This is a genomic window from Phaeodactylibacter xiamenensis, from assembly GCF_965229835.1.
GTDB lineage: Bacteria > Bacteroidota > Bacteroidia > Chitinophagales > Saprospiraceae > Phaeodactylibacter > Phaeodactylibacter xiamenensis.
Genome location: NZ_OZ245931.1, coordinates 7,133,486 through 7,152,481, shown reverse-complemented (window position 1 = coordinate 7,152,481; position 18,996 = coordinate 7,133,486). Strand labels below are relative to the sequence as shown.

Below are 18,996 nucleotides of genomic sequence, written 5' to 3'. Positions count from 1 at the left end.
GGAGGTTTTAAAAAAATATCATTCTTGGTTGTAGCGGTGGGTAGGATCGCTGGCTTTAACAATATTTTCGTTGCGCTGATCGACTTCCACTTCACCGTCCCGAAGACGGACCATACGATGGCAGTGCTCGGCAATATCAGGTTCGTGGGTGACGAGAATCACGGTGTTGCCCATTTCATGGATGCGCTCGAAGATGCCCATAATCTCAATGGAGGTTTTCGTGTCGAGGTTACCGGTAGGCTCATCCGCGAGAATGATGGAAGGCCTGTTTACCAGCGCCCTGGCAATAGCGACCCGCTGCCGCTGACCGCCGGAGAGCTCATTGGGCTTATGGTCCACCCGGTCGCCCAGCCCTACTTCAGTGAGGACCTCACGGGCGCGGTCAAGACGGGCAGACTTGGATTGCCCGGCGTATACTAGAGGCAGCGCTACATTCTCCAAAGCTGACAATCGCGGGAGCAGGTTGAAGGTCTGGAAAACGAAGCCAATCTCCTTATTACGGACTTCGGCAAGCTCATCATCGTCCATAGTGGATACATTCGTGCTGTTGAGCCAGTATTCGCCACTTGTAGGCGTATCGAGGCAGCCCAGCAAATTCATCAGGGTAGACTTTCCCGAACCGGAAGGCCCCATTAAGGCCAGGTATTCATTGGCTTGGATATCCAGATCTACACCGCGCAGGGCATGGACCTTGGTGGTACCCATGGTATAGGTTTTGGTAAGTCCCTTAACGGCGATGATGGGCTGCATAAATTTTTATTTTTTTGAAGGTATCACTTTGGGTACCCGAAAATACTCGCTGTCCTGATCCGGTGCGTTCCGGAGCGCATCAGCACGACCGGTTTGCCCGCGTACCACATCTTCCCGCAGGACATTTACGTCCTCATTGATGTAGGTCAGGGGCTCAATGCCTTCGGTATCCAGTTCTTCCAGCTTTTCGACCATCTCCAGGATCCGGTTCAAATCCTCCTGAATGGCCGTGCGCTCAGTAGTGGATAATTGCAAACGAGCCAGTTGTTCCAGCTTCAATATTAAGGACTCGTCAATTTTCATGATAAAATATTAGATGTTTGGCGCTAAATCATCGGTAAACAACCATTTACCATCGAAGGAGCGGATTGGTCCCGATTATTTCCGCTATCTTTTATATTTTCGCAGGAAATCCTGAAGAAAATGAGCGAAAACAGCGCGAAGTCGCCGCCAAATATAAAACATATTGCTATAGCGGGTAACATCGGAGCGGGCAAAACCACCCTTTCAGAAAAATTGGGCCATCATTTTGGCTGGGATGTCCACTACGAATCTGCCAACGACAACCCCTACCTGAGCGATTTTTACGAAGACATGCAGCGGTGGTCCTTCAATCTGCAGGTGTTTTTCCTGAATAACCGTTACCAGCAGGTCCTGAAAATCCTGTCCGGTGACCGCACCGTAGTACAGGACCGCACCATTTACGAAGATGCCTATATCTTTGCGCCCAACCTGCACGATATGGGGCTGATGTCCACCCGGGACTTCCAAAATTACTTTGATCTGTTCAAGACCATGTCTTCACAGATTCAGCCGCCAGACCTGCTGATTTACCTTAAAGCCAGTATTCCCACCCTTGTGGAGCATATTCAGGAGCGTGGCCGGGACTACGAAGGCAATATGAGCCTGGATTACCTCAAGCGGCTCAACGAACGCTACGAAAACTGGATCAGCAGCTACAAAGAGGGAAGGCTCCTCGTCATCAACGCTGATCATATTGACTTTATGCGCAATCCGGAGGATATGGGCAATATTGTCAATCAGGTTAACGGAGAGCTGCACGGTTTATTCTAACCAATTGCTTACCTTTGCGGCCTTGTTAAATATTGGGCAGGCGGCGGTAATGCCGGTTGCCAGTTACGTTTACTTTCAATCAAATACAGCATATGGCACTAAAGGCGGGTATCGTGGGGCTTCCCAATGTTGGAAAATCTACCCTGTTTAATGCGCTGACCTCAGCCAAAGCACTGGCAGCCAATTATCCATTCGCAACCAAAGACCCCAACGTGGGCATCATCACTGTTCCTGACCCCCGCCTTGACAAACTGGCGGAGCTGGTCAATCCACAAAAGGTACAGCCTACCACGATTGAGATTGTTGATATTGCCGGCCTGATCAAAGGCGCGAGTCAGGGGGAAGGCCTGGGCAATCAGTTCCTGGCCAATATTCGGGAAGTGGATGCGATAGTGCATGTGGTGCGCTGCTTTGATGAAGGCAATGTGGTCCACGTGGATGGCAATGTAGACCCGGTGCGCGATAAGGAAACGATTGATACTGAGCTGCTGCTCAAGGATATTGAGACTGTCGAAAAACAGGTAGACCGCTTCAAGCGGCAGGCTAAAAGCAATAATAAGGAAGACCTGAGGAACCTGGAAATCAGCCAGAAAATACTGGCCCACCTGGAGGATGAAAAACCTGCCCGGGCTATTGAGCTGGACGAAGCCGGACAAGCCCTGCTGAAGGAGATGTTCCTGCTTACGGCTAAACCTATCCTTTACGTGTGCAACGTGGAAGAGGACGCTGTGAATGATGGCAATGAGCACTCCGAGCGTTTTAAAGCGGCTGTAGCCGGTGAGCCTGCGGAGGTCATTCTCGTCAGTGCGGCTATTGAAGCTGATATTGCTGAACTGGAAACCAAAGAAGAGCGCCTTGAGTTTCTAAACGACATGGGGCTGGACGAGCCGGGTGTTAACCGGGTGATTCGTGCCACCTATAAGCTCCTCAACCTCATCACTTACTTTACTGCCGGTGTTAAAGAAGTCCGTGCCTGGACCATTCAGGATGGCTGGAAAGCCCCACAGGCAGCAGGCGTCATTCACACCGATTTTGAAAAAGGCTTCATCCGGGCCGAGGTTATCAAGTACAACGACTATGTAAGCCTGGGCTCAGAGCAGGCGGTCAAGGAAGCTGGCAAAATGGCAGTGGAAGGCAAAGAGTACGTGGTAACCGATGGCGATGTCATGCACTTCCGTTTCAACGTATAATGTCCGACCTCCGATACTATATCCTTAATAAACCTTACGGGGTGCTCAGTCAGTTTACGCGGGAGCACCCTGATCATCGCGTGCTCGGGGACCTCTATGATTTCCCCGGGGATGTTTATCCGGTAGGGCGGCTTGATAAGGACAGCGAAGGCTTGCTCATCATTACCAATGACAAGGCACTGACCCACCGGCTGCTTGACCCAAAATTTGAGCACCCCCGCACTTACTGGGTGCAGGTCGAAGGTATTCCGGACCGCGAAGCGTTGTCTCAATTGCGAAAGGGCGTTGCCATACGCATCAAAAAGCAAACCCACCGCACGCGGCCTGCCAGAGTAGAGCTTTTCACCTCTCCTCCTCCCCTCCCGGAACGCGACCCGCCCGTCCGATTCCGCAAAACCGTGCCGGATAGCTGGCTGTCCATCCAACTGACTGAGGGTAAGAATCGTCAGGTGCGGCGGATGTGTGCAGCAGTTGGGTTTCCGGTACTGCGCCTTGTCCGTACCCAGATTCAACAGCTGAACCTTAGCGGGTTGGCCCCCGGGCAGGTCAAAGTGCTGGACCACTCTACCATTCTTAGCAAGCTAAAAATCGCTCCGCAGTAAACTCATTTCCTGCAAGGTTTATACTGACGATTAAGTGGTTTGCCCGCGATGTCGCAAATCCAAGATCCCGACATTTATCGTCGGTGACCACTTCGTATTGCGCATAATCATCATGCAACTCGTATACAGACCGTAAATCTCTAAAAAGGATTTGGAAGGAGTCTACACTTGCCCGGATACCGAACGCTCCATGCCTAAACATCTGTAAAAATATCCGAGATAGAATCGATGGATGCCTAACAAGCCAAAAAAATACAAAGGATCGCGACAATCTGACTCCTGCCAGCGAGCGGGTTTATTCGCTGATTCGCCAGTCGACAGGGTTTTTACCTTTCGACTTGAGGTATTCATTGGCTTTGGAAAAGTGGGCGCTGCCAAAGTAAGCACCTCCTGCAAGCGGAGAAGGGTGTGCAGCTTCAAGGACCAGGTGTTTGTCCGCGTCAATCAGCGTTTTTTTCTTGCGGGCAAAACCACCCCACAGCATAAATACCAGCCCCTCGCGCTTTTCTGATAATTTACGGATGACCGCATCTGTAAAATCCTGCCAGCCAATTTTCTGGTGTGCGCCGGCCGTTTTATGCTCTACAGTCAGCATGGCGTTCAGCAGGAAGACGCCCTGCGCTGCCCATGCCGTCAGGTCGCCGTGACTGGGCGGAGCAATGCCAAGATCGGACTGCAGTTCTTTGTAAATATTGCGCAGGGAAGGCGGCACCCGGACGCCTTTAGGCACTGAGAATGACAGCCCCATAGCTTCCCCCGGGTTGTGGTAGGGGTCCTGCCCCAAAATCACTACTTTGACTTTATCGAAAGGCGTGGTATTAAAGGCATTGAAGATGAGACTTCCGGGCGGATAAATCTTTTTCCCGGCGGCCTTTTCCTTTTTCAAAAAAGTGGCAATACTTTGGAAATAAGGTTGTTGGAACTCCTGCTCCAGGACTGCTTTCCAACTTTCTTCGATTTTTACCTGGCTCATGCGCTTAGCTGATCATTGTTTAGTCCTGCACGGAAGATAATCCGTCTATTCCGGCATATTTTCCGGAAGTGATCTGTATAAGTTTCTCCAGCGACTGCTCCAGCAATTGCCGTTTGGTCCAAAGCAGGTCATGCTTGCGCCCCTCCAGCAGTTTGAATTCTAAAAACGACGCATTGACCAGCCGCTCGTTGGCGAATATAGCATTTTCGGGGTAGATGAGGTTGTCGGCATCGCCGTGCAGAATGATAGCTGCGCTTTTAATACGATCCCATAGCCCGGCCATCGAATCCAGCTGCATCTTATGGCTCAGCTTTTCCATGTTTGCCACGTGAATGGAGCCAGGCAAAAGCCAGCGAAATGGCCAGTGCTTAGTGATATGGGTGAAGGTGAAAGTCTTTTCCTTACCGGGCATGAGAGATGCCGATTGCAGCAGAATTCCATCAACGAGGTCCGGGAAATCCATAGCAATACGAGCCGCCACGGTACCACCGTAACTCGAACCATGCAGAATAACCGAGGGATGCTGCCCCCGCTTTTCTCTGATCACTTCGGCGATCAGAGCCGCCTGTTTCTTTACTGATATTTCAGGCTTTCCGTAACCGGAATAACCATAGCCTGGCCGGTCAACTGCCATCAGCTTGGCTTTTGCCAAAAGGCTCGTGTCTTTTAGAAAAGTCCGCCAAAAAGAAGAAGAACTGGGCGCACCGTGAATAAAGACGACTAGGGGCAGAGAGTCCCGCCCAATTTCCAGGTAGCGCAAATCCCGACCTTCGGTGGACAGGGTACCAAACTCCGCCTGCAGACCGAGTGGGTTTTCGGCCAAAATTTTCTGGTAGGTTGGCGTACTGATCCGCATTTCCATAAAGTCATATCCATAAATAAGGAGGAGGAGGAATGCGAAGGAGAAGTAGATTCTTTTCTTCTTGACAATTTTTTTCACGGGATGTCCAATTATGAGCTAATGCATTAACGTACAACCTTATAAACAGATAAGGCCAGTTGATGGTTGCCTCTATTTGCTTTCATCTTGCACTCTAATGAAAAAAACTGTAGCTTTGCAACCGCTAAAAATGGTCCCGTAGCTCCTCCACCTTCGCCTCTCAAATGGCTTCGGCGGACAGCGGGGGATCTCATTTGGCCATAACGGGCAGATTGTTTTTCTTTTTGCCCAATCACTTGGTCCCGTAGCTCAGGGGATAGAGCATCTGACTTTAAGCAGCCTGCCATAAGAGGCGGGCAACAGGAGCCTTTGCGGGGAAACAAAACCTGCAGAGTGGACGCCACTGTATCGGGGAAACCTTCTTTGCTGCGGCAAAATGGCAATCCCGAGGAAACTTGAGGCTTTCTTAGTATTTTTAGTGTTATGTACAAGCATCACACTAAAATCAAAGGAGACCTGGGTATTCTGAAGGCTAAGCTGGATTTATTTTAGCTAGGCTATTTGATCCTTAATCCGGAGACGGAACATGCCCCTTTTGATATCGTTGCCTACAAAGAGGGCATCTTTAAAAGAGTGCAGATCAAATACAGAAAGCTAAAGAAAATGATACTGTTGAAATCACTTTCCGAAGTTCTTATGCATACTCCGGAGGTGCAGTCAACAAGGCAGTAGATAAAAACGAGATTGATATCTATGCAATCTATTGCCCAGAAACGGATCAATGCTACTGCATAGATCCCAGTCATTTTTCCCAATCCGTTTCGCTTAGGGTAGGAATACCTCGAAATAACCAGTCCAATGGAGTGCATTGGGCAGAGGACTTTCGCAAGGTTCCGTAGAGACTATACGTGGCGCGCCTGAAATGGCGAAGAGATAGTCCAGACCACAAATCCTGACATTGATCGTCAGGAGCGGCGAAAGCCGTAGTTGGTAAGCTAATCAGACGGTCGCAGGTTCGAATCCTGCCGGGATCACCAGAGAAAGCAGCAGCCTGTGCCCCAGAGGGGTGCAGGCTGTTGCATTTGGCAGCGGTGCAAAACCCTTTTGCAGGAGCAGACAAATGCAATAGCCTGCATGAGCGCAGCGAGCAGGCTGCAGGTTTTTGACCTTGGAGCCCAAAGGAAGGGCGCAGCCAACACTGCCGGGATCACCAGAGAAAGCAGCAGCCTGTGCCCCAGAGGGGTGCAGGCTGTTGCATTTGGCAGCGGTGCAAAACCCTTTTGCAGGAGCAGACAAATGCAATAGCCTGCATGAGCGCAGCGAGCAGGCTGCAGGTTTTTGACCTTGGAGCCCAAAGGAAGGGCGCAGCCAACCCTGCCGGGATCACCCCTCCTACCCCACGACCGGCAATTTCACCGTAAAAACACTCCCATTGCCTATCTGGCTTTCCAACTCAATGGTCCCATTATGCCGATGGACTATATTCCGGCATATCGCCAGGCCAAGCCCTGAACCCTCGTACTTCGACCGGTCGTGAAGCCGGGTGAACATTTCGAATACCTTTTGCTGATATTGGGGCTCAATACCAATACCATTATCTGCAAACTTCAGGATGTGCCAGCAGCTGCTTTTTTCATAACTCAACTGTACTTCCGGATCAGGAGCCGAATTGTATTTCAGCCCATTAGAAATCAGATTTTTAAACAGGAGAAAGAGTTGAGTTTTATTACCGGTAATGACGGGCAGCTTTTCTGTAGCAACGATCCTACCCGCTGCGGGGTCTCCTTCTCTGACTAAAGTGCTAACCTCCTCCAAAACGGCATGCAAGTCAACCCGTTCTTTTAAATGGTCAACATTAGCCAAACGGCTGTATTCCAAAAGGTCTTCAATCAGGGTGTTCATCCGCTTTGCATTGCTTTGAATGATTTGCAGGTACTCCAGGGCCTCAGCTTTTGGATTAGGCAGGTACCGGCTCAGCAAGCCCGCAAAACTAGATATGTTGCGCAAGGGTTCTTTCAGGTCATGGGAAGCAATGTAGTTGAAACGCTCCATTTCGGCATTCTTCTGCATAAGGCTGCGGTTGTTTTCCTCCAGGGCCTGCGTACGGGCCTCCACCTGCTTCTCCAATTCATCATTTTGTTTTTGAAGCAGCTCGTTTAACTCCTCGATTTCTTCAGTCCGTTGATTAATCTTTGCTTCCAGCCTCGTATTTTGAAGCCTTACATTCCGGTTGCGCAGAAGCACCAGCAGAAACGGCAAAATAAGCCCCACCAAAACCACTAAAAACTGGAATGGACGGCTTTTCCACCATGGTGGAATGACCTTCACTTTCAACTGCCGCCCTTCTCCTGAGCGGTCACCACTGAATACTTCAAAAGTAAATTCTCCATACGGCAGATTCAGATAAGTTACCTGATTTTGCCCGATCATCCGGTTCCAGTCCTCGTCTACGCCTGACAGTTTGTAAATAAAGTTGCGGTAATTGTACTGCTGGAAATTCAGCTCAGAAAAGCCAATAGTAAAGGCATTGTCCGGATGAGATAAGGTAATCTCTTTTTGGTAGGTAATCGAGCTGTCCATAACAGCAGCGCTGTTGGGTATGCTAAAATCAGTCAGCACTACGTTGCCCTTGTAGTGATTGCTGATCAAACTATCCGGGTGGAAGACAATCATGCCAAAGGTCCCTCCAAAAGCAATGCGCCCATCTTCAAGCGCCTGCCCTCCGCAAAAGAAGAAATCTACCACGCCAATACCATCCTCTTTATCGAAGCTGCGAATAGTGTACGTGGAATCGATGCTGAACAGCCCAAAATTAGTACTCCCCCATATGCGCCCCTTCTGGTCCTCAACCAGGGAAAAAATCCGGTTGCCTGGCAGGCCATCCGAAATACTGAAGCGGCGGAAAACCGCAGGCAGCCCGGCCGAATCTCTGGCTATAGCTTTTGCCAGACCGCCTTCAAAAGTACCAACCCAAAGGGCGCCGGAGTGATCTACAAGCAGAGAGGTCACTTCGTTTTTGGGAATCGTGCGCGGGTCTCCCCGTTCTGTTTTCCATACCCGGAACGTCGTATCGCCGGGCAGCAGGCAATTGACTCCTCCGCCCCATGTCCCCAGCCAAAGCCGGTTGTCCGCATCAAAGACCATTGCATTGCTTTGTATGCGGTTATCTGAAAGTGAACCGGGATTGGATGGGTCCTGCTTGTAGTGCTCCCAATACTGTGCCTGCGGGTCGTAGTAATCCAGCCCCTTTTCCGTTCCAATCCAATACCCTTTTCGATAGGGGTCCTTGATTACGCCCTGCACAAAACTACTGCTTAAACCCTCCTGCGTTTCAGTGGCTACCGGGACAGATCCTGGCCTTTCCTCTCCATACTTCCAGCGCAGCAGCCCGTCATCAAAAGTGCTAATCCATAACTCCTGATCAGGGTCCAGATAAAGCTGAGCCACGTCCAACCCTTCCTGCAGCAACCTGATTATTTCAGATTGTTCCGGCTTTTCTGAAGGATTGACATCCCATTCAAACAAACCGCCATTGATCCAGGTACCCAGCCATAACCGGCCATTCGGAGCCTGCACCAGAGACTTCACCCACTTGCCCTGTAAAGCATCCTTTCCGGTATTGGTGGGCACAAAATCGACATTCCTGTTCAAGGTCAGTTTTTTGATGCGCCCCTCACTAAGGGCCACCCAGAGGTTCTCTTCACGGTCCATATAGGCAGAACTGACCTGATAGTCTTCTGTTCCCTTTACAAGTTCAATCTCAAATGCTCCTGATACTGTTTCTCGTAATTGATAGCCCCCCCTCTCCGTTCCCAGCAACAGAAAACCATACGGATGGGCTTCCAGGGAAGTAATGTAATTTTCCGGTGCACGGGGCGAACCGGGGTTCACAAGCCCGCAGTGCTGCATCTCCAGGCTCCCGGGGCTGATCTTCTTTACGCCATACCGGGTAGTTGCTACCCAGACATTCCCAGCCTCATCTTCAGCAATATCATAAATAAAATTGCCCCGCTGCGGTGAATCGCCCGGGCCCGCACAGTCGTATTCCCGCTCAATCTTAGAGGCATTAAGGTCTTTCCGGTTGATATGCCCTTTTATGATGCTACCATCTGTAACGCCTGTCCAAAAGCAGTTGCGGCTGTCTACCATGATGGAGAACAAACGGGTGCCGGCCAATATTTCCAGGGTCTCAAATTTGGGATTAGGCTTACTTTTTTCGCTGGCAGGAAGTATGGATATCCCTCCTCCATTGGTCGCCATCCAAATGTTCCCGTCCTGGTCGATGTCAAGCCCGAAAATATTATTGTTCGATATGGACGTCTCATCATCCGGATCCGCCTGGAAAGACCGAAAGGCTTCTGTTTTGGGATCAAACCGGCAGAGCCCGCCGGCTAAGGTCCCCATCCACATTATTCCGTCATCATCCTGGCAAATCGAATGCACATGATTGGCAGAAATAGAGGTGGAATCATTTGTGATATTAAAAAAAGACTTGACATCAAACCCGTCATAACGAAATAAACCGGCATTGCTGCCAATCCAGATGAACCCGAGGTCATCTTTAAAAATGGTTTGTGCAATCCGACCGTTGAGTGGCCGGAGGTTGACATCATCAATGATAAAATCCTGGTTATAACCTGGTGTATTTGCCCCGCTAAAGACCCATAGAAGGATCATCAAAATAGAGCGGAGTAATCCAGGTTGTTTACCACAGCCTTGCTTCATCTGGAAACGAATATTTCCATAAAACTAAAAAAAACAGCCAAATAACTTTTCAAGTTAGCTGTTTTTCCAGAATCAACAGGTCAATCCGTTTAGCTATTTTTTCACTTCACTCAAAAAGAAAGCAGTATTTTTTTTAGACTAATCTAAAATTTTTATTAAACCAAGCACATATCTTTGTTAGCTTTAGCTAAAAAAAGAGCACAACTGCGAACTCATAGCGCTTTTAAGGTGTAATACCTCGTAAAAAACAGAGAGCAAAATGAATAGATGGATGGGGTTTTGTATGAGTTTTATGCTCCTTGGAGTGTTGTCGGTACATGCTCAGGACAGCCGGGTGTCCGGTACGATTATAACCGGCGACGGACCGCTCGCGGGCGTACAGGTACTACTATTAGGCACTTCCAATGGCACTGTTACTGACGAACACGGCAATTACCAATTGGCCAACCTGCCTGCCGGCCCCGCCCGCCTGCGCTTTTCCTTCCTGGGCTACCGTACTAAAGAGGTGGAGCTATTTCTGGAAAAAGGGCAAAACCAATCCCTGTCAGCAGAGCTGGAAAAGGATGTGCTGCGGCTGGAGGATATCGTTGTTTCCGCTACCCGAAATGGCGTGCCGGCTCACCGCGCGCCGGTTATGGTCAACCGCATCGATGACCGAATTTTTGAACAAACGCAATCGCTGAGCCTGTCCGAAGGGCTGAGCTTTTCGCCCGGGCTGCGGTTGGAAAACAACTGCCAGAACTGTGGCTTTACTCAATTAAGAATGAATGGGCTGGATGGACCGTACACCCAAATTCTCATCAACAGCCGCCCGGTATTTTCCGCACTCGCCGGCGTTTACGGGCTTGAGATGATCCCCTCCAATATGGTTGACCGGGTAGAAGTGGTCCGGGGCGGTGGTTCCGCCTTATTTGGGGGCAACGCGATTGCCGGAACGGTCAATATCATTACTAAAGACCCCACAGACAATACCTTTGAAGCAGGCACAAACCTGGCGCTAATCAATGGTGAAACGCCTGAGTATACGCTATCTGCCAATGGGACTATAGTGGACGAACAACTCAAAAAGGGCATGAGTTTTTTCGCCTTCAACCGCAACCGTGAACCCTGGGATGCCAATGGTGATGGCTTTTCCGAGATTACGCAGCTACAAAACACCACCTTTGGGTTCGATGCCTTCTACAACCCAACCGAGCTGAGCAAAATCAAAGTCAACCTGTTTAATATCAGCGAATTCCGGAGAGGAGGCAACCAATTCGACCTGCCAGCTCATCAAACAGACATCACGGAGCAACTGGACCACCGAATTCTGGGGGGCGGGCTATCGTATGAGCAGTTTTCAAAAGACAAACGGCACAAATTTGCACTTTACGGATCCGCCACCCACGTCAACCGGCAAAGCTACTACGGTGGCGGGGGCCGGGTGCTGGGCCCTCAGGATACGCTGACTGAAAGCGATATTCTGGCGCTCAATGCCTATGGCGAATCGGAGGATCTGTCGCTGGCATCTGGCGTGCAATACACCTACAACATCAGTTCGGAATGGATGCTTACCGCCGGAACCGAGTATCAATACAATGATGTTTTGGACGCCATGCCCGGCTACAGCCGTGAGATAGACCAACAGGTCAGTACCTGGGGTACTTACGCTCAGGTGGAATGGAAGCCTACAGACAAATGGTCGCTGCTGGCGGGGGGGCGATATGACAACCTCCGAATTGACGGTATGTACCGCCTTGGCGTGGAAGACCTGAGGACAGACCAGGACTTCAGCATTTTTGTGCCCAGAGCGACGGCTATGTATTTCATCAATCCGGACCTGAAACTACGGCTTTCCTACGCTCAGGGCTACCGGGCGCCGCAGGCTTTTGACGAGGATCTGCATATTGAAACCGTAGGGGGAGCAGCCCTGTTCACCCGTTTATCCCCAGACCTTCAGGAGGAACGTTCGCACAGCTACAGTGCAGCGCTGGATTACACCTACCGCGCGGGAAGCTTTGAATCCAACTTTGTAGTGGATGGCTTTTTTACCCGGCTGGACAATCCTTTCATCACGGCTAATGCCATGGAACTCCCAAGCGGCGTCGCTACCGTGACCAAGCGCAATGGTGACGGTGCTACTGTAGCCGGAGCCAATTTTGAGGCCAACCTTGCTTTCGGCCCCAAATGGATGCTTCAAATGGGTGGCACCCTGCAAACTGCGCAGTATGACACGCCGGAAGAAATCTGGGCACCGGAAGAAGTCAATGATACCAATCAGGATAGTATAGTCTCCTCCGGATACTTGCTACGTACCCCTGCAGCTTATGGCTATTTCATGGCCAATTACAATCCGGTACAGCCCCTGCAGCTGTCCCTGTCCGGTATCTTTACAGGTACCATGGACGTGCCGCATATCATAAACCCGGAAACTGAATTTACCGTATTGGAAAGCACGCCTTCATTTTTTGAGCTAAACTCCAAGATCACTTACGAACTGAAGCTCGATGACCGCTTCCACCTTGATATTTTCGGGGGCGTCCAAAACATCTTCAACAGCTTCCAGGAAGACTTTGACCGGGGGGCTGACCGCGATGCCGGGTACGTGTACGGACCAGTACGCCCGAGGACTTTTTTTGCCGGTGTAAAGGTGCATTTTGAGTAAGCGCCCCGCCCTAAACCTACAAATGCCCCGGCAGATCTTTGTCTCCCGGGGCATTTGCTGGTATCGAGTACCTGAGAAACCCTATGGATAAACCTTCTCCAGGCTGCCATTCGTATCCCGGACGACATAGGCGGTATTGTAACCGTTAGACTTGACTTGCTGCCAGGCCCGAATAGCCTGCTCCATAGTCGTATACCCTGAGAGATACATGACTGTCAGTCCATCATCTCTTCGGGACTGCCGGATTTCCCCCAGACCACGAACTGTAGCCGGGTCAAACCAGCGGATATCCTGATAGGCGGCCAGTTGGATCATGTAATCACCGGTAGCAGGCCGGGCTTCAGCGGCACGTGCCGGAGGGTTTTGATTATAGGACTGTGGAGGGGTATTTCCTCTTGGGGTAAAGCCCGTACCCGGTGCATCATAGCCTTTGGGACGGATGCTCTGCCCGGTGCCCTGCTCGGTAACGATGAAGGCTTCCTTATAGCCCTCTGTCTTGATAGACTTTAGCGCCTGATCAGCCTGAGCACGGGTGCTGAACACGCCCACTCTGATTTTGTATACGCCATTCTCTACCTTGGAATAGACCTGCCCGATTGAAGTAAGCTCGCTAAACTGATCCAGGCCAGGCTTGCTTAAGGCAGCTACCTGTACCGAAAAGCCACTTGTGGTGGGCAAGGCATCCTCAGGGCCTTCTGCCTGAGTACCCGGGCGGGTATCGATACCGGGCTGCATAGGGGCTGCAGGGGCCGAGTCGGTTGGCAGGATGGAAATAACCCCCAGAATAGAACGGTCATTCCCTTCATTGGTATTGATGTTGCGGTTGATGTCCCGGAAACCAGGCCGGGAGTACCGCACGCTGTAAGCCGAATTAGGGCTGAGTGCCAGGGCATACTCCCCGTTGGCATCAGTCTGTGCTTCCATACTGGTATTAGTGGCCAGATTGGTAGCGGTAACCTGTACGCCAGCCACCGGCATACGCGACTGATAGTTTAGCACCTGCCCCCCGTACTGCTCACCTTGCTTGGCCAGCATAATATCATGCTCCCGGTTTTGGCGTAAGCCTAATGTAGACACCCGAAACACCGCATCGGAGTAACCATCAGCGCGGACTACGATCTCACAGTCCAGCCCTTCGACCGCCTGAAAGCTGTATTGCCCCCGGCTGTCTGCCTTGAAGAGCCCTTCCCCACAATTGATGAAGTCGATAGTAGCGTAAGGGATAGGCGTGCCATCGGAGGCGTTGCGAACTTTCAACACAATATTGTCAGCCGATTTGAAAACTTTATAGATATCCTCATGCCCGCGCCCACCAGGGCGGTTGGACACCATATAGCCCAGGTTGCGGAAACCATCGTAGATGAAGCCATAATCGTCGCGGCTGCTATTGATTAAATTGCCGAGGTGGAAAATCCTGGCATACCGGCCATTGGCTTGTTCAGCACGGAAGATATCGTACCCTCCCATGCCCTGATGGTAGTTGCTGGAGAAGTACAGATAGTCTCCATCATGGAAAGGAGAAATCTCATCGCCGGGCGAATTCACGACCGGGCCGAGATTTTCAGGTGCGCTCCAGGTGTTGCCCATCCGGTAGGAGACGTAGATGTCGAACCCACCAAAGCCATCGGGACGGTCAGAAGCAAAATAAAGTGTATTTCCATCCGGAGAGATGTTAGGCCAGCCAGTGGAGAAGCCCGAGCCGTTGTAGGGAAAAGGAATTTCCTCTGTCCATTCACCATTCTGATTAATGGGCGACATGGCCATGCTTAATTCCAGCCCTCCGGTTGGCATGTGGCGGGTACCATCGATAAAGTTGTTTTTGGTATAGACCACTTCCCTCAATTCAGGGCCATAGGTAAGCGGGCCGAGGTTGACGAAATTTTCCCGCATGCGGCTCTGCAGAGGCACTTCGGCTTCCAGGAAACCGTTGCCCCCCAGGCGGGCCATGTAGAGCTGATTATTAGAACGCCCGGTCCAGGACGCTCCCGGCTGCTGCCGGTTATTGCGCGCGGAAGAAAAAACCACCTGATCGCCGTAAAAGGTTGGTGCAAAATCTGAGGCATTGGAATTGATAAACTCATTGCTTACCAAATAGGAGGAGGACTGCCCGATCTGATTGCGGGCAAAACGGCAACTCTGGGCAAAATGGTTGCCCCGTTCCTGGTCATCTTTATTGGCACGGGCATAGGCAAGGAACCACTGTTCAGCCTTTTCGTAGCTCCCCAGCGCCTTTAGCACCTGCGCATACTGAAACATCTGTTCGCCTTCCAGCCGATGCTCGCGGATGACCTTCTCGAACCAGCTACGGGCTTCTTCCATTTGGTTGAGGTACCGGTAGGAGTCTGCCAGCTTCACCATAGCTTCGTAATTAGCCGGGCGTTTTTCCAGCAATTCCAGGTAAGAACGGACAGCCAGGTTGAAGGCGCCTAATTCGTAGTCTTTGTTCGCCCGCCCCAGTTGTGCCTCTGCCGGCAAAATAGCTGTCAATAAAAAGGCTGCCGTGAGGGCATTGAGCAATAGTTTCATAGTCGTGTGTTTTCAATTTCGGATTTGAGGATGCCGAAAGTCTGCAATCAAAGGTAAAGAAAAATTAAATATCACAATTTGTGCCATATTCCCCCTACTGCTTTTGTTGAACACTTTTTCAAAATGTCGCATTCTAAGCATCAACAGGGGTTTATCGACAGAAATCAGCCCAGCTGCATAACGGCCACCCTTTTTGTTTTGTTGTGTTCACAAAATCTGACTGGCCTATGAGATGCGCCCGGCGCAAAAAAAATTACTGTTTTCTGATCTGTTGCGTGCTATTTGCTTCCGCTTACGGACAGAGTGTGCCCGGTGAACTCATCGTGCAGTTGAACAGCGAAAAGGCCCTGGACAAAGACGCTTTCCCCACAGGCTTCGTTTACAAAAAAACGCTTTCCCGGCGTACTTTCATACACCTGCTGGCTTATGACACCCTGCACTACGGCCCGGCCGAAGCCATTCAGCAGCTCTCCAAATCTCCTGACGTAAACCTTGTACAACTCAACCACCGCTTGCAAATCCGGGACACTATACCCGCTGATCCGTTCTTCCCGCAGCAGTGGCAGTGGCAAAACCTGTCCGCCCAAAACAGCGTGCCCGATGCAGATGTAGACGCCGAACTAGCCTGGAGCCTCCCCTCCTATGGCCCGGCTACAGCATTTGGGGACACCATCGTCATCGCTATGCTGGACGATGGCATTCAGGCCAACCACCCTGACCTTGCCCCTAAGCTATGGCATAACCGGAAGGAAATACCTAATAACCATATCGATGACGACCAAAACGGCTACGTAGACGACTACCATGGCTGGAACCCTGTTTTGGAAAGCGACCACATCCATCAGGGGCACCACGGCACACCGGTAGCAGGTATGATTGGTGCCGCCTGGCAAAATGGCAACGGAGGCACAGGCATAGCTCCTCAGATTAAAATCATGGTGGTAGCCGGCAGCAGCCAAACTGAAGCAGATGCTATCGCCGCCTATGCGTATGTACTGGAACAAAGACTACGCTACAACGAAACACAAGGGGAAGCTGGCGCATTTGTAGTAGCCACTAATACATCATGGGGCGTCAACGGCCTTTCTCCCTCGGAAGCGCCGGTATGGTGTCAGATTTACGATGACCTGGGGGAAGCAGGTATCCTAAATTGTGCTGCTACTTCCAACTCAGGCTGGAACATTGATGAAGTAGGCGATATGCCTACCGCCTGCAGCAGCCCCTATCTGATTACCGTCACTGCTTCTGACCGCATGGATGAATGCACAGGTGCCTATGGCCCGATATCTGTAGACCTGGCGGCACCTGGAAAAGACGTTTTTACTACACACCCGGGCGGAAGTTACGGCTGGAGCTCCGGCACTTCCTTTGCCAGCCCTATCGCAGCAGGCACCATTGGGTTGCTGTACAGTGCCACCTGCCCTGACTTAAGCAGCCTTGCCCATACTGATCCCGGCGCTGCAGCACTGGAAGCCAAGTCTATACTGCTCAACACCACGGATGCCCTTTCATCCATGGCCGGACAAACAGTTACCGGAGGACGGCTTAATACCTTCCGGGCCCTTCAGGAGCTTGCGCTCAACTGTGCCCCTTGTGCTCCGGTTTACAATCTGAACCTTACCCCCAATGGAACACAGGAAGCCCTCGCCCAATGGACTACCGCAGACAGCAGCCTTTCGGTTACCCTCGATTGGCGCCCTGCTGGTTCTGCCGAATGGGAATCAGCCCCTAATGCATCTTCCCCATTCCTGCTGACCGGCCTGGACACCTGCACCGGATATGAAGTCAGGCTGGTCCGCCAATGTACAGACGGCCTGACTTCAGTATCTCCGATAGCTGAGGTACGCACGCTGGGATGCTGCCTTCCTCCTGCCCAATTCACTGCCACATCAGTTGGCAATACCAGTGCCGCCTTAAGCTGGGAAGTTTCTGAAAACAATACGGCCTACCAAATTCGGGTGCAGGATGACTCAGGCTGGATTTTCAACACCACCCACAGTGGGCATAGCCTGCAGCTGAGTGGGCTCTCCCCCTGCACCGCTTACGAAGCCTACCTCACTACAACTTGTGCAGAAGACAGTAACAGCTTTTCCAGTTTGCGTTTTGTGACCACAGGTTGCGGTAGTTGTACCGACTTTGAGTACTGTACTTCCTACGGTGGTACCTCCGGGACGGAATGGATCGATGCGGTGAGTTTCGGTACACAATACCACCACAGTGGGCTGAATGAAGGTAACCCCTTATTTCCGGGAGCAGGCTTTTCAGCTTCACGTGGGCAGATCGTCCCGGTTAGTGTACGCCCGGGTTTTCAGCATATTGCCTATCCGGAATACATTCGGATTTGGATCGACCTGAATCAGGACGGGCATTTTGCACCAACTGCTGAGCTCTTGGTAGATACCATACTACTTCCGGGACATGACAGTCTGGGCACAGAACTGTTTATCCCTGACGGTGCAGCGACCGGCAATACCCGGATGCGTATTAGCCTTAAATGGGCCGGTTTTGGCAGCATGCGCCCCCAGCCCTGTGAGCCTCATATCCACTTTGGAGAAGTGGAAGATTATTGTGTGGATATTCAGGAGCAACCGCTGATCAGTAGTGCAGATGCGCCGAAAAGAACCGGAAATACACTGCAAGCCTGGCCCAACCCCTTTGGAAGCCAATTGCAACTGAAAATTACTACTGCTGCGCCAGAGGCAGAGATACAATTACTCGGTGTGGATGGCCGGCTAATTTTGCAAAGGACAATGCGCCTGCGCTCCGATCAACCGGTCAGTTTATCCATTCCCCCATCTCTGCCCCCGGGCTGGTACCTGCTTCGCGCCAACGCAGGCACCGAGGTCTTCCAGCAGCCAGTCCTGCACCATTTGGCCGAATAAAGTGCCGGGCTTTTGGAGCGTGTCGGGAATTATCGGATATACCGCTGATCCAGCGCAAACTGCTCCGGGTGCTTACCAGAAATATCTTTGTAAAAATCCATGATTTTTTTCAGGTCTGCTTCGATGTCACCGGATGGATAAACCGTGCCGCCAACACCAGCTTCTTTTTTGACATAGTCGAGATAGCCCAGGCATATGGGTGCTTTGGCCTGAAGAGCAGCGTAGTAAAAGCCTGTTTTCCACTTATCGCGCTTTGCGCGGGTCCCCTCCGGTGTGACCATGATGGCAATTTTATCGTGCTTTTCCAACAGCTCTGCCATCAACTGAGTGTAGCTGGGCCGTTCGCCGGAAGCTCCCCGCGGCCGGCGGTCGATGGCTAAACCTCCGAGCGGGCCAATAATCAGGTTGAGCGGAAAACGCATCCACTCCCGTTTGATGGTAAACTTCAGGGGCACGCCCATGACGTAAAAACCCAGCCGGGCATAGTAGATATCCCAGTTGGACGTATGCGGCGCCGCAATGATTATACAATGCCCGACCTCCTCAGGTACAGAAGGGTTTAGGCGCCAGCCGGACAACCCGAGCAAAAATTCTGCAAGTCGCTTTCCCATTTCATTAAGTTCTGCCGCAAATATGGGAAATATTGCTGAACAGGAAACTTATCTCCACAGACAAACGTTTAATGTTAACTGTATGTTAACTTACTATTAATTTAACGTTACCCTGTGGTGTTTTTGGACAGGGCAACGT

The 18,996-nt window shown here is 51.2% G+C and carries 12 protein-coding genes and 1 pseudogene; 6 read left to right on the top strand and 7 right to left on the bottom strand.

Annotation, left to right across the window (positions count from 1 at the left end; translation table 11 throughout):
• Window positions 1–18 precede the first annotated feature (18 nt).
• A complete protein-coding gene (locus tag ACO08I_RS27530; protein WP_044224169.1) occupies window positions 19–750 on the bottom strand; it encodes an ABC transporter ATP-binding protein in 732 nt (243 codons plus the stop codon).
• Between the two features lie 6 nt (window positions 751–756).
• Entirely contained in the window at window positions 757–1,053 is a 297-nt protein-coding gene (gene gatC, locus ACO08I_RS27525; RefSeq protein ID WP_421947727.1) for an Asp-tRNA(Asn)/Glu-tRNA(Gln) amidotransferase subunit GatC, read from the bottom strand.
• 120 nt (window positions 1,054–1,173) lie between these two features.
• Here gatC and ACO08I_RS27520 point away from each other — a divergent pair, with 120 nt between their 5' ends.
• The 3 genes from ACO08I_RS27520 to ACO08I_RS27510 all read left to right on the top strand — a co-directional run bounded on the left by ACO08I_RS27520 (window position 1,174) and on the right by ACO08I_RS27510 (window position 3,616).
• Entirely contained in the window at window positions 1,174–1,824 is a 651-nt protein-coding gene (locus ACO08I_RS27520) for a deoxynucleoside kinase (RefSeq protein ID WP_044224165.1), read from the top strand.
• A 92-nt stretch (window positions 1,825–1,916) separates the two neighbouring features.
• Window positions 1,917–3,014, top strand: a complete 1,098-nt coding sequence (gene ychF / locus ACO08I_RS27515) for a redox-regulated ATPase YchF (protein WP_044224162.1) — start codon at window positions 1,917–1,919, stop codon at window positions 3,012–3,014.
• Window positions 3,014–3,616 (top strand): pseudouridine synthase, encoded by a 603-nt coding sequence (locus ACO08I_RS27510; RefSeq protein WP_282776063.1) that lies wholly within the window; start codon window positions 3,014–3,016, stop codon window positions 3,614–3,616. Before ychF ends, ACO08I_RS27510 begins: the two co-directional genes overlap by 1 nt.
• 295 nt (window positions 3,617–3,911) lie before the next feature.
• On the opposite strand, the gene ung is transcribed toward ACO08I_RS27510, so the two are convergent.
• On the bottom strand, window positions 3,912–4,589 hold the full coding sequence (ung, locus tag ACO08I_RS27505) for a uracil-DNA glycosylase (RefSeq protein WP_044224158.1): 678 nt from the start codon (window positions 4,587–4,589) through the stop codon (window positions 3,912–3,914).
• A 19-nt stretch (window positions 4,590–4,608) separates the two neighbouring features.
• On the bottom strand, window positions 4,609–5,529 hold the full coding sequence (locus tag ACO08I_RS27500) for an alpha/beta fold hydrolase (RefSeq protein WP_282776066.1): 921 nt from the start codon (window positions 5,527–5,529) through the stop codon (window positions 4,609–4,611).
• Window positions 5,530–6,030: 501 nt separating this feature from the next.
• On the opposite strand from ACO08I_RS27500, the pseudogene ACO08I_RS27495 reads away from it, so the two are divergent.
• Window positions 6,031–6,368: pseudogene (locus ACO08I_RS27495) on the top strand (group I intron-associated PD-(D/E)XK endonuclease).
• Between the two features lie 493 nt (window positions 6,369–6,861).
• Here the strand turns inward: ACO08I_RS27495 and ACO08I_RS27490 are convergent.
• Complete coding sequence (locus ACO08I_RS27490; RefSeq protein WP_421947726.1) at window positions 6,862–10,194, bottom strand: two-component regulator propeller domain-containing protein; 3,333 nt, start codon at window positions 10,192–10,194, stop codon at window positions 6,862–6,864.
• Window positions 10,195–10,453: 259 nt separating this feature from the next.
• Here ACO08I_RS27490 and ACO08I_RS27485 point away from each other — a divergent pair, with 259 nt between their 5' ends.
• Window positions 10,454–12,838 carry a TonB-dependent receptor gene (locus ACO08I_RS27485; protein WP_421947725.1) on the top strand — a complete coding sequence of 795 codons (2,385 nt, stop codon included), beginning with the start codon at window positions 10,454–10,456 and terminating at the stop codon, window positions 12,836–12,838.
• Window positions 12,839–12,919: 81 nt separating this feature from the next.
• On the opposite strand, the gene ACO08I_RS27480 is transcribed toward ACO08I_RS27485, so the two are convergent.
• Entirely contained in the window at window positions 12,920–15,364 is a 2,445-nt protein-coding gene (locus ACO08I_RS27480; protein WP_282774763.1) for a carboxypeptidase regulatory-like domain-containing protein, read from the bottom strand.
• A gap of 227 nt (window positions 15,365–15,591) precedes the next feature.
• Here ACO08I_RS27480 and ACO08I_RS27475 point away from each other — a divergent pair, with 227 nt between their 5' ends.
• Window positions 15,592–18,246, top strand: a complete 2,655-nt coding sequence (locus ACO08I_RS27475; RefSeq protein WP_421947724.1) for a S8 family serine peptidase — start codon at window positions 15,592–15,594, stop codon at window positions 18,244–18,246.
• A 29-nt stretch (window positions 18,247–18,275) separates the two neighbouring features.
• Here the strand turns inward: ACO08I_RS27475 and ACO08I_RS27470 are convergent, their stop codons facing one another.
• Entirely contained in the window at window positions 18,276–18,857 is a 582-nt protein-coding gene (locus tag ACO08I_RS27470) for a 1-acyl-sn-glycerol-3-phosphate acyltransferase (RefSeq protein ID WP_282774767.1), read from the bottom strand.
• Window positions 18,858–18,996: the final 139 nt, after the last annotated feature.

Coding starts and splice junctions, on each gene's coding strand:
- ACO08I_RS27530 (WP_044224169.1), bottom strand. CDS start 750: ATGCAGCCCATCATCGCCGTTAAGGGACTTACCAAAACCTATACCATG.
- ACO08I_RS27510 (WP_282776063.1), top strand. CDS start 3,014: ATGTCCGACCTCCGATACTATATCCTTAATAAACCTTACGGGGTGCTC.
- gatC (WP_421947727.1), bottom strand. CDS start 1,053: ATGAAAATTGACGAGTCCTTAATATTGAAGCTGGAACAACTGGCTCGT.
- ACO08I_RS27485 (WP_421947725.1), top strand. CDS start 10,454: ATGAATAGATGGATGGGGTTTTGTATGAGTTTTATGCTCCTTGGAGTG.
- ACO08I_RS27470 (WP_282774767.1), bottom strand. CDS start 18,857: ATGGGAAAGCGACTTGCAGAATTTTTGCTCGGGTTGTCCGGCTGGCGC.
- ACO08I_RS27480 (WP_282774763.1), bottom strand. CDS start 15,364: ATGAAACTATTGCTCAATGCCCTCACGGCAGCCTTTTTATTGACAGCT.
- ung (WP_044224158.1), bottom strand. CDS start 4,589: ATGAGCCAGGTAAAAATCGAAGAAAGTTGGAAAGCAGTCCTGGAGCAG.
- ACO08I_RS27520 (WP_044224165.1), top strand. CDS start 1,174: ATGAGCGAAAACAGCGCGAAGTCGCCGCCAAATATAAAACATATTGCT.
- ychF (WP_044224162.1), top strand. CDS start 1,917: ATGGCACTAAAGGCGGGTATCGTGGGGCTTCCCAATGTTGGAAAATCT.
- ACO08I_RS27475 (WP_421947724.1), top strand. CDS start 15,592: ATGAGATGCGCCCGGCGCAAAAAAAATTACTGTTTTCTGATCTGTTGC.
- ACO08I_RS27490 (WP_421947726.1), bottom strand. CDS start 10,194: ATGAAGCAAGGCTGTGGTAAACAACCTGGATTACTCCGCTCTATTTTG.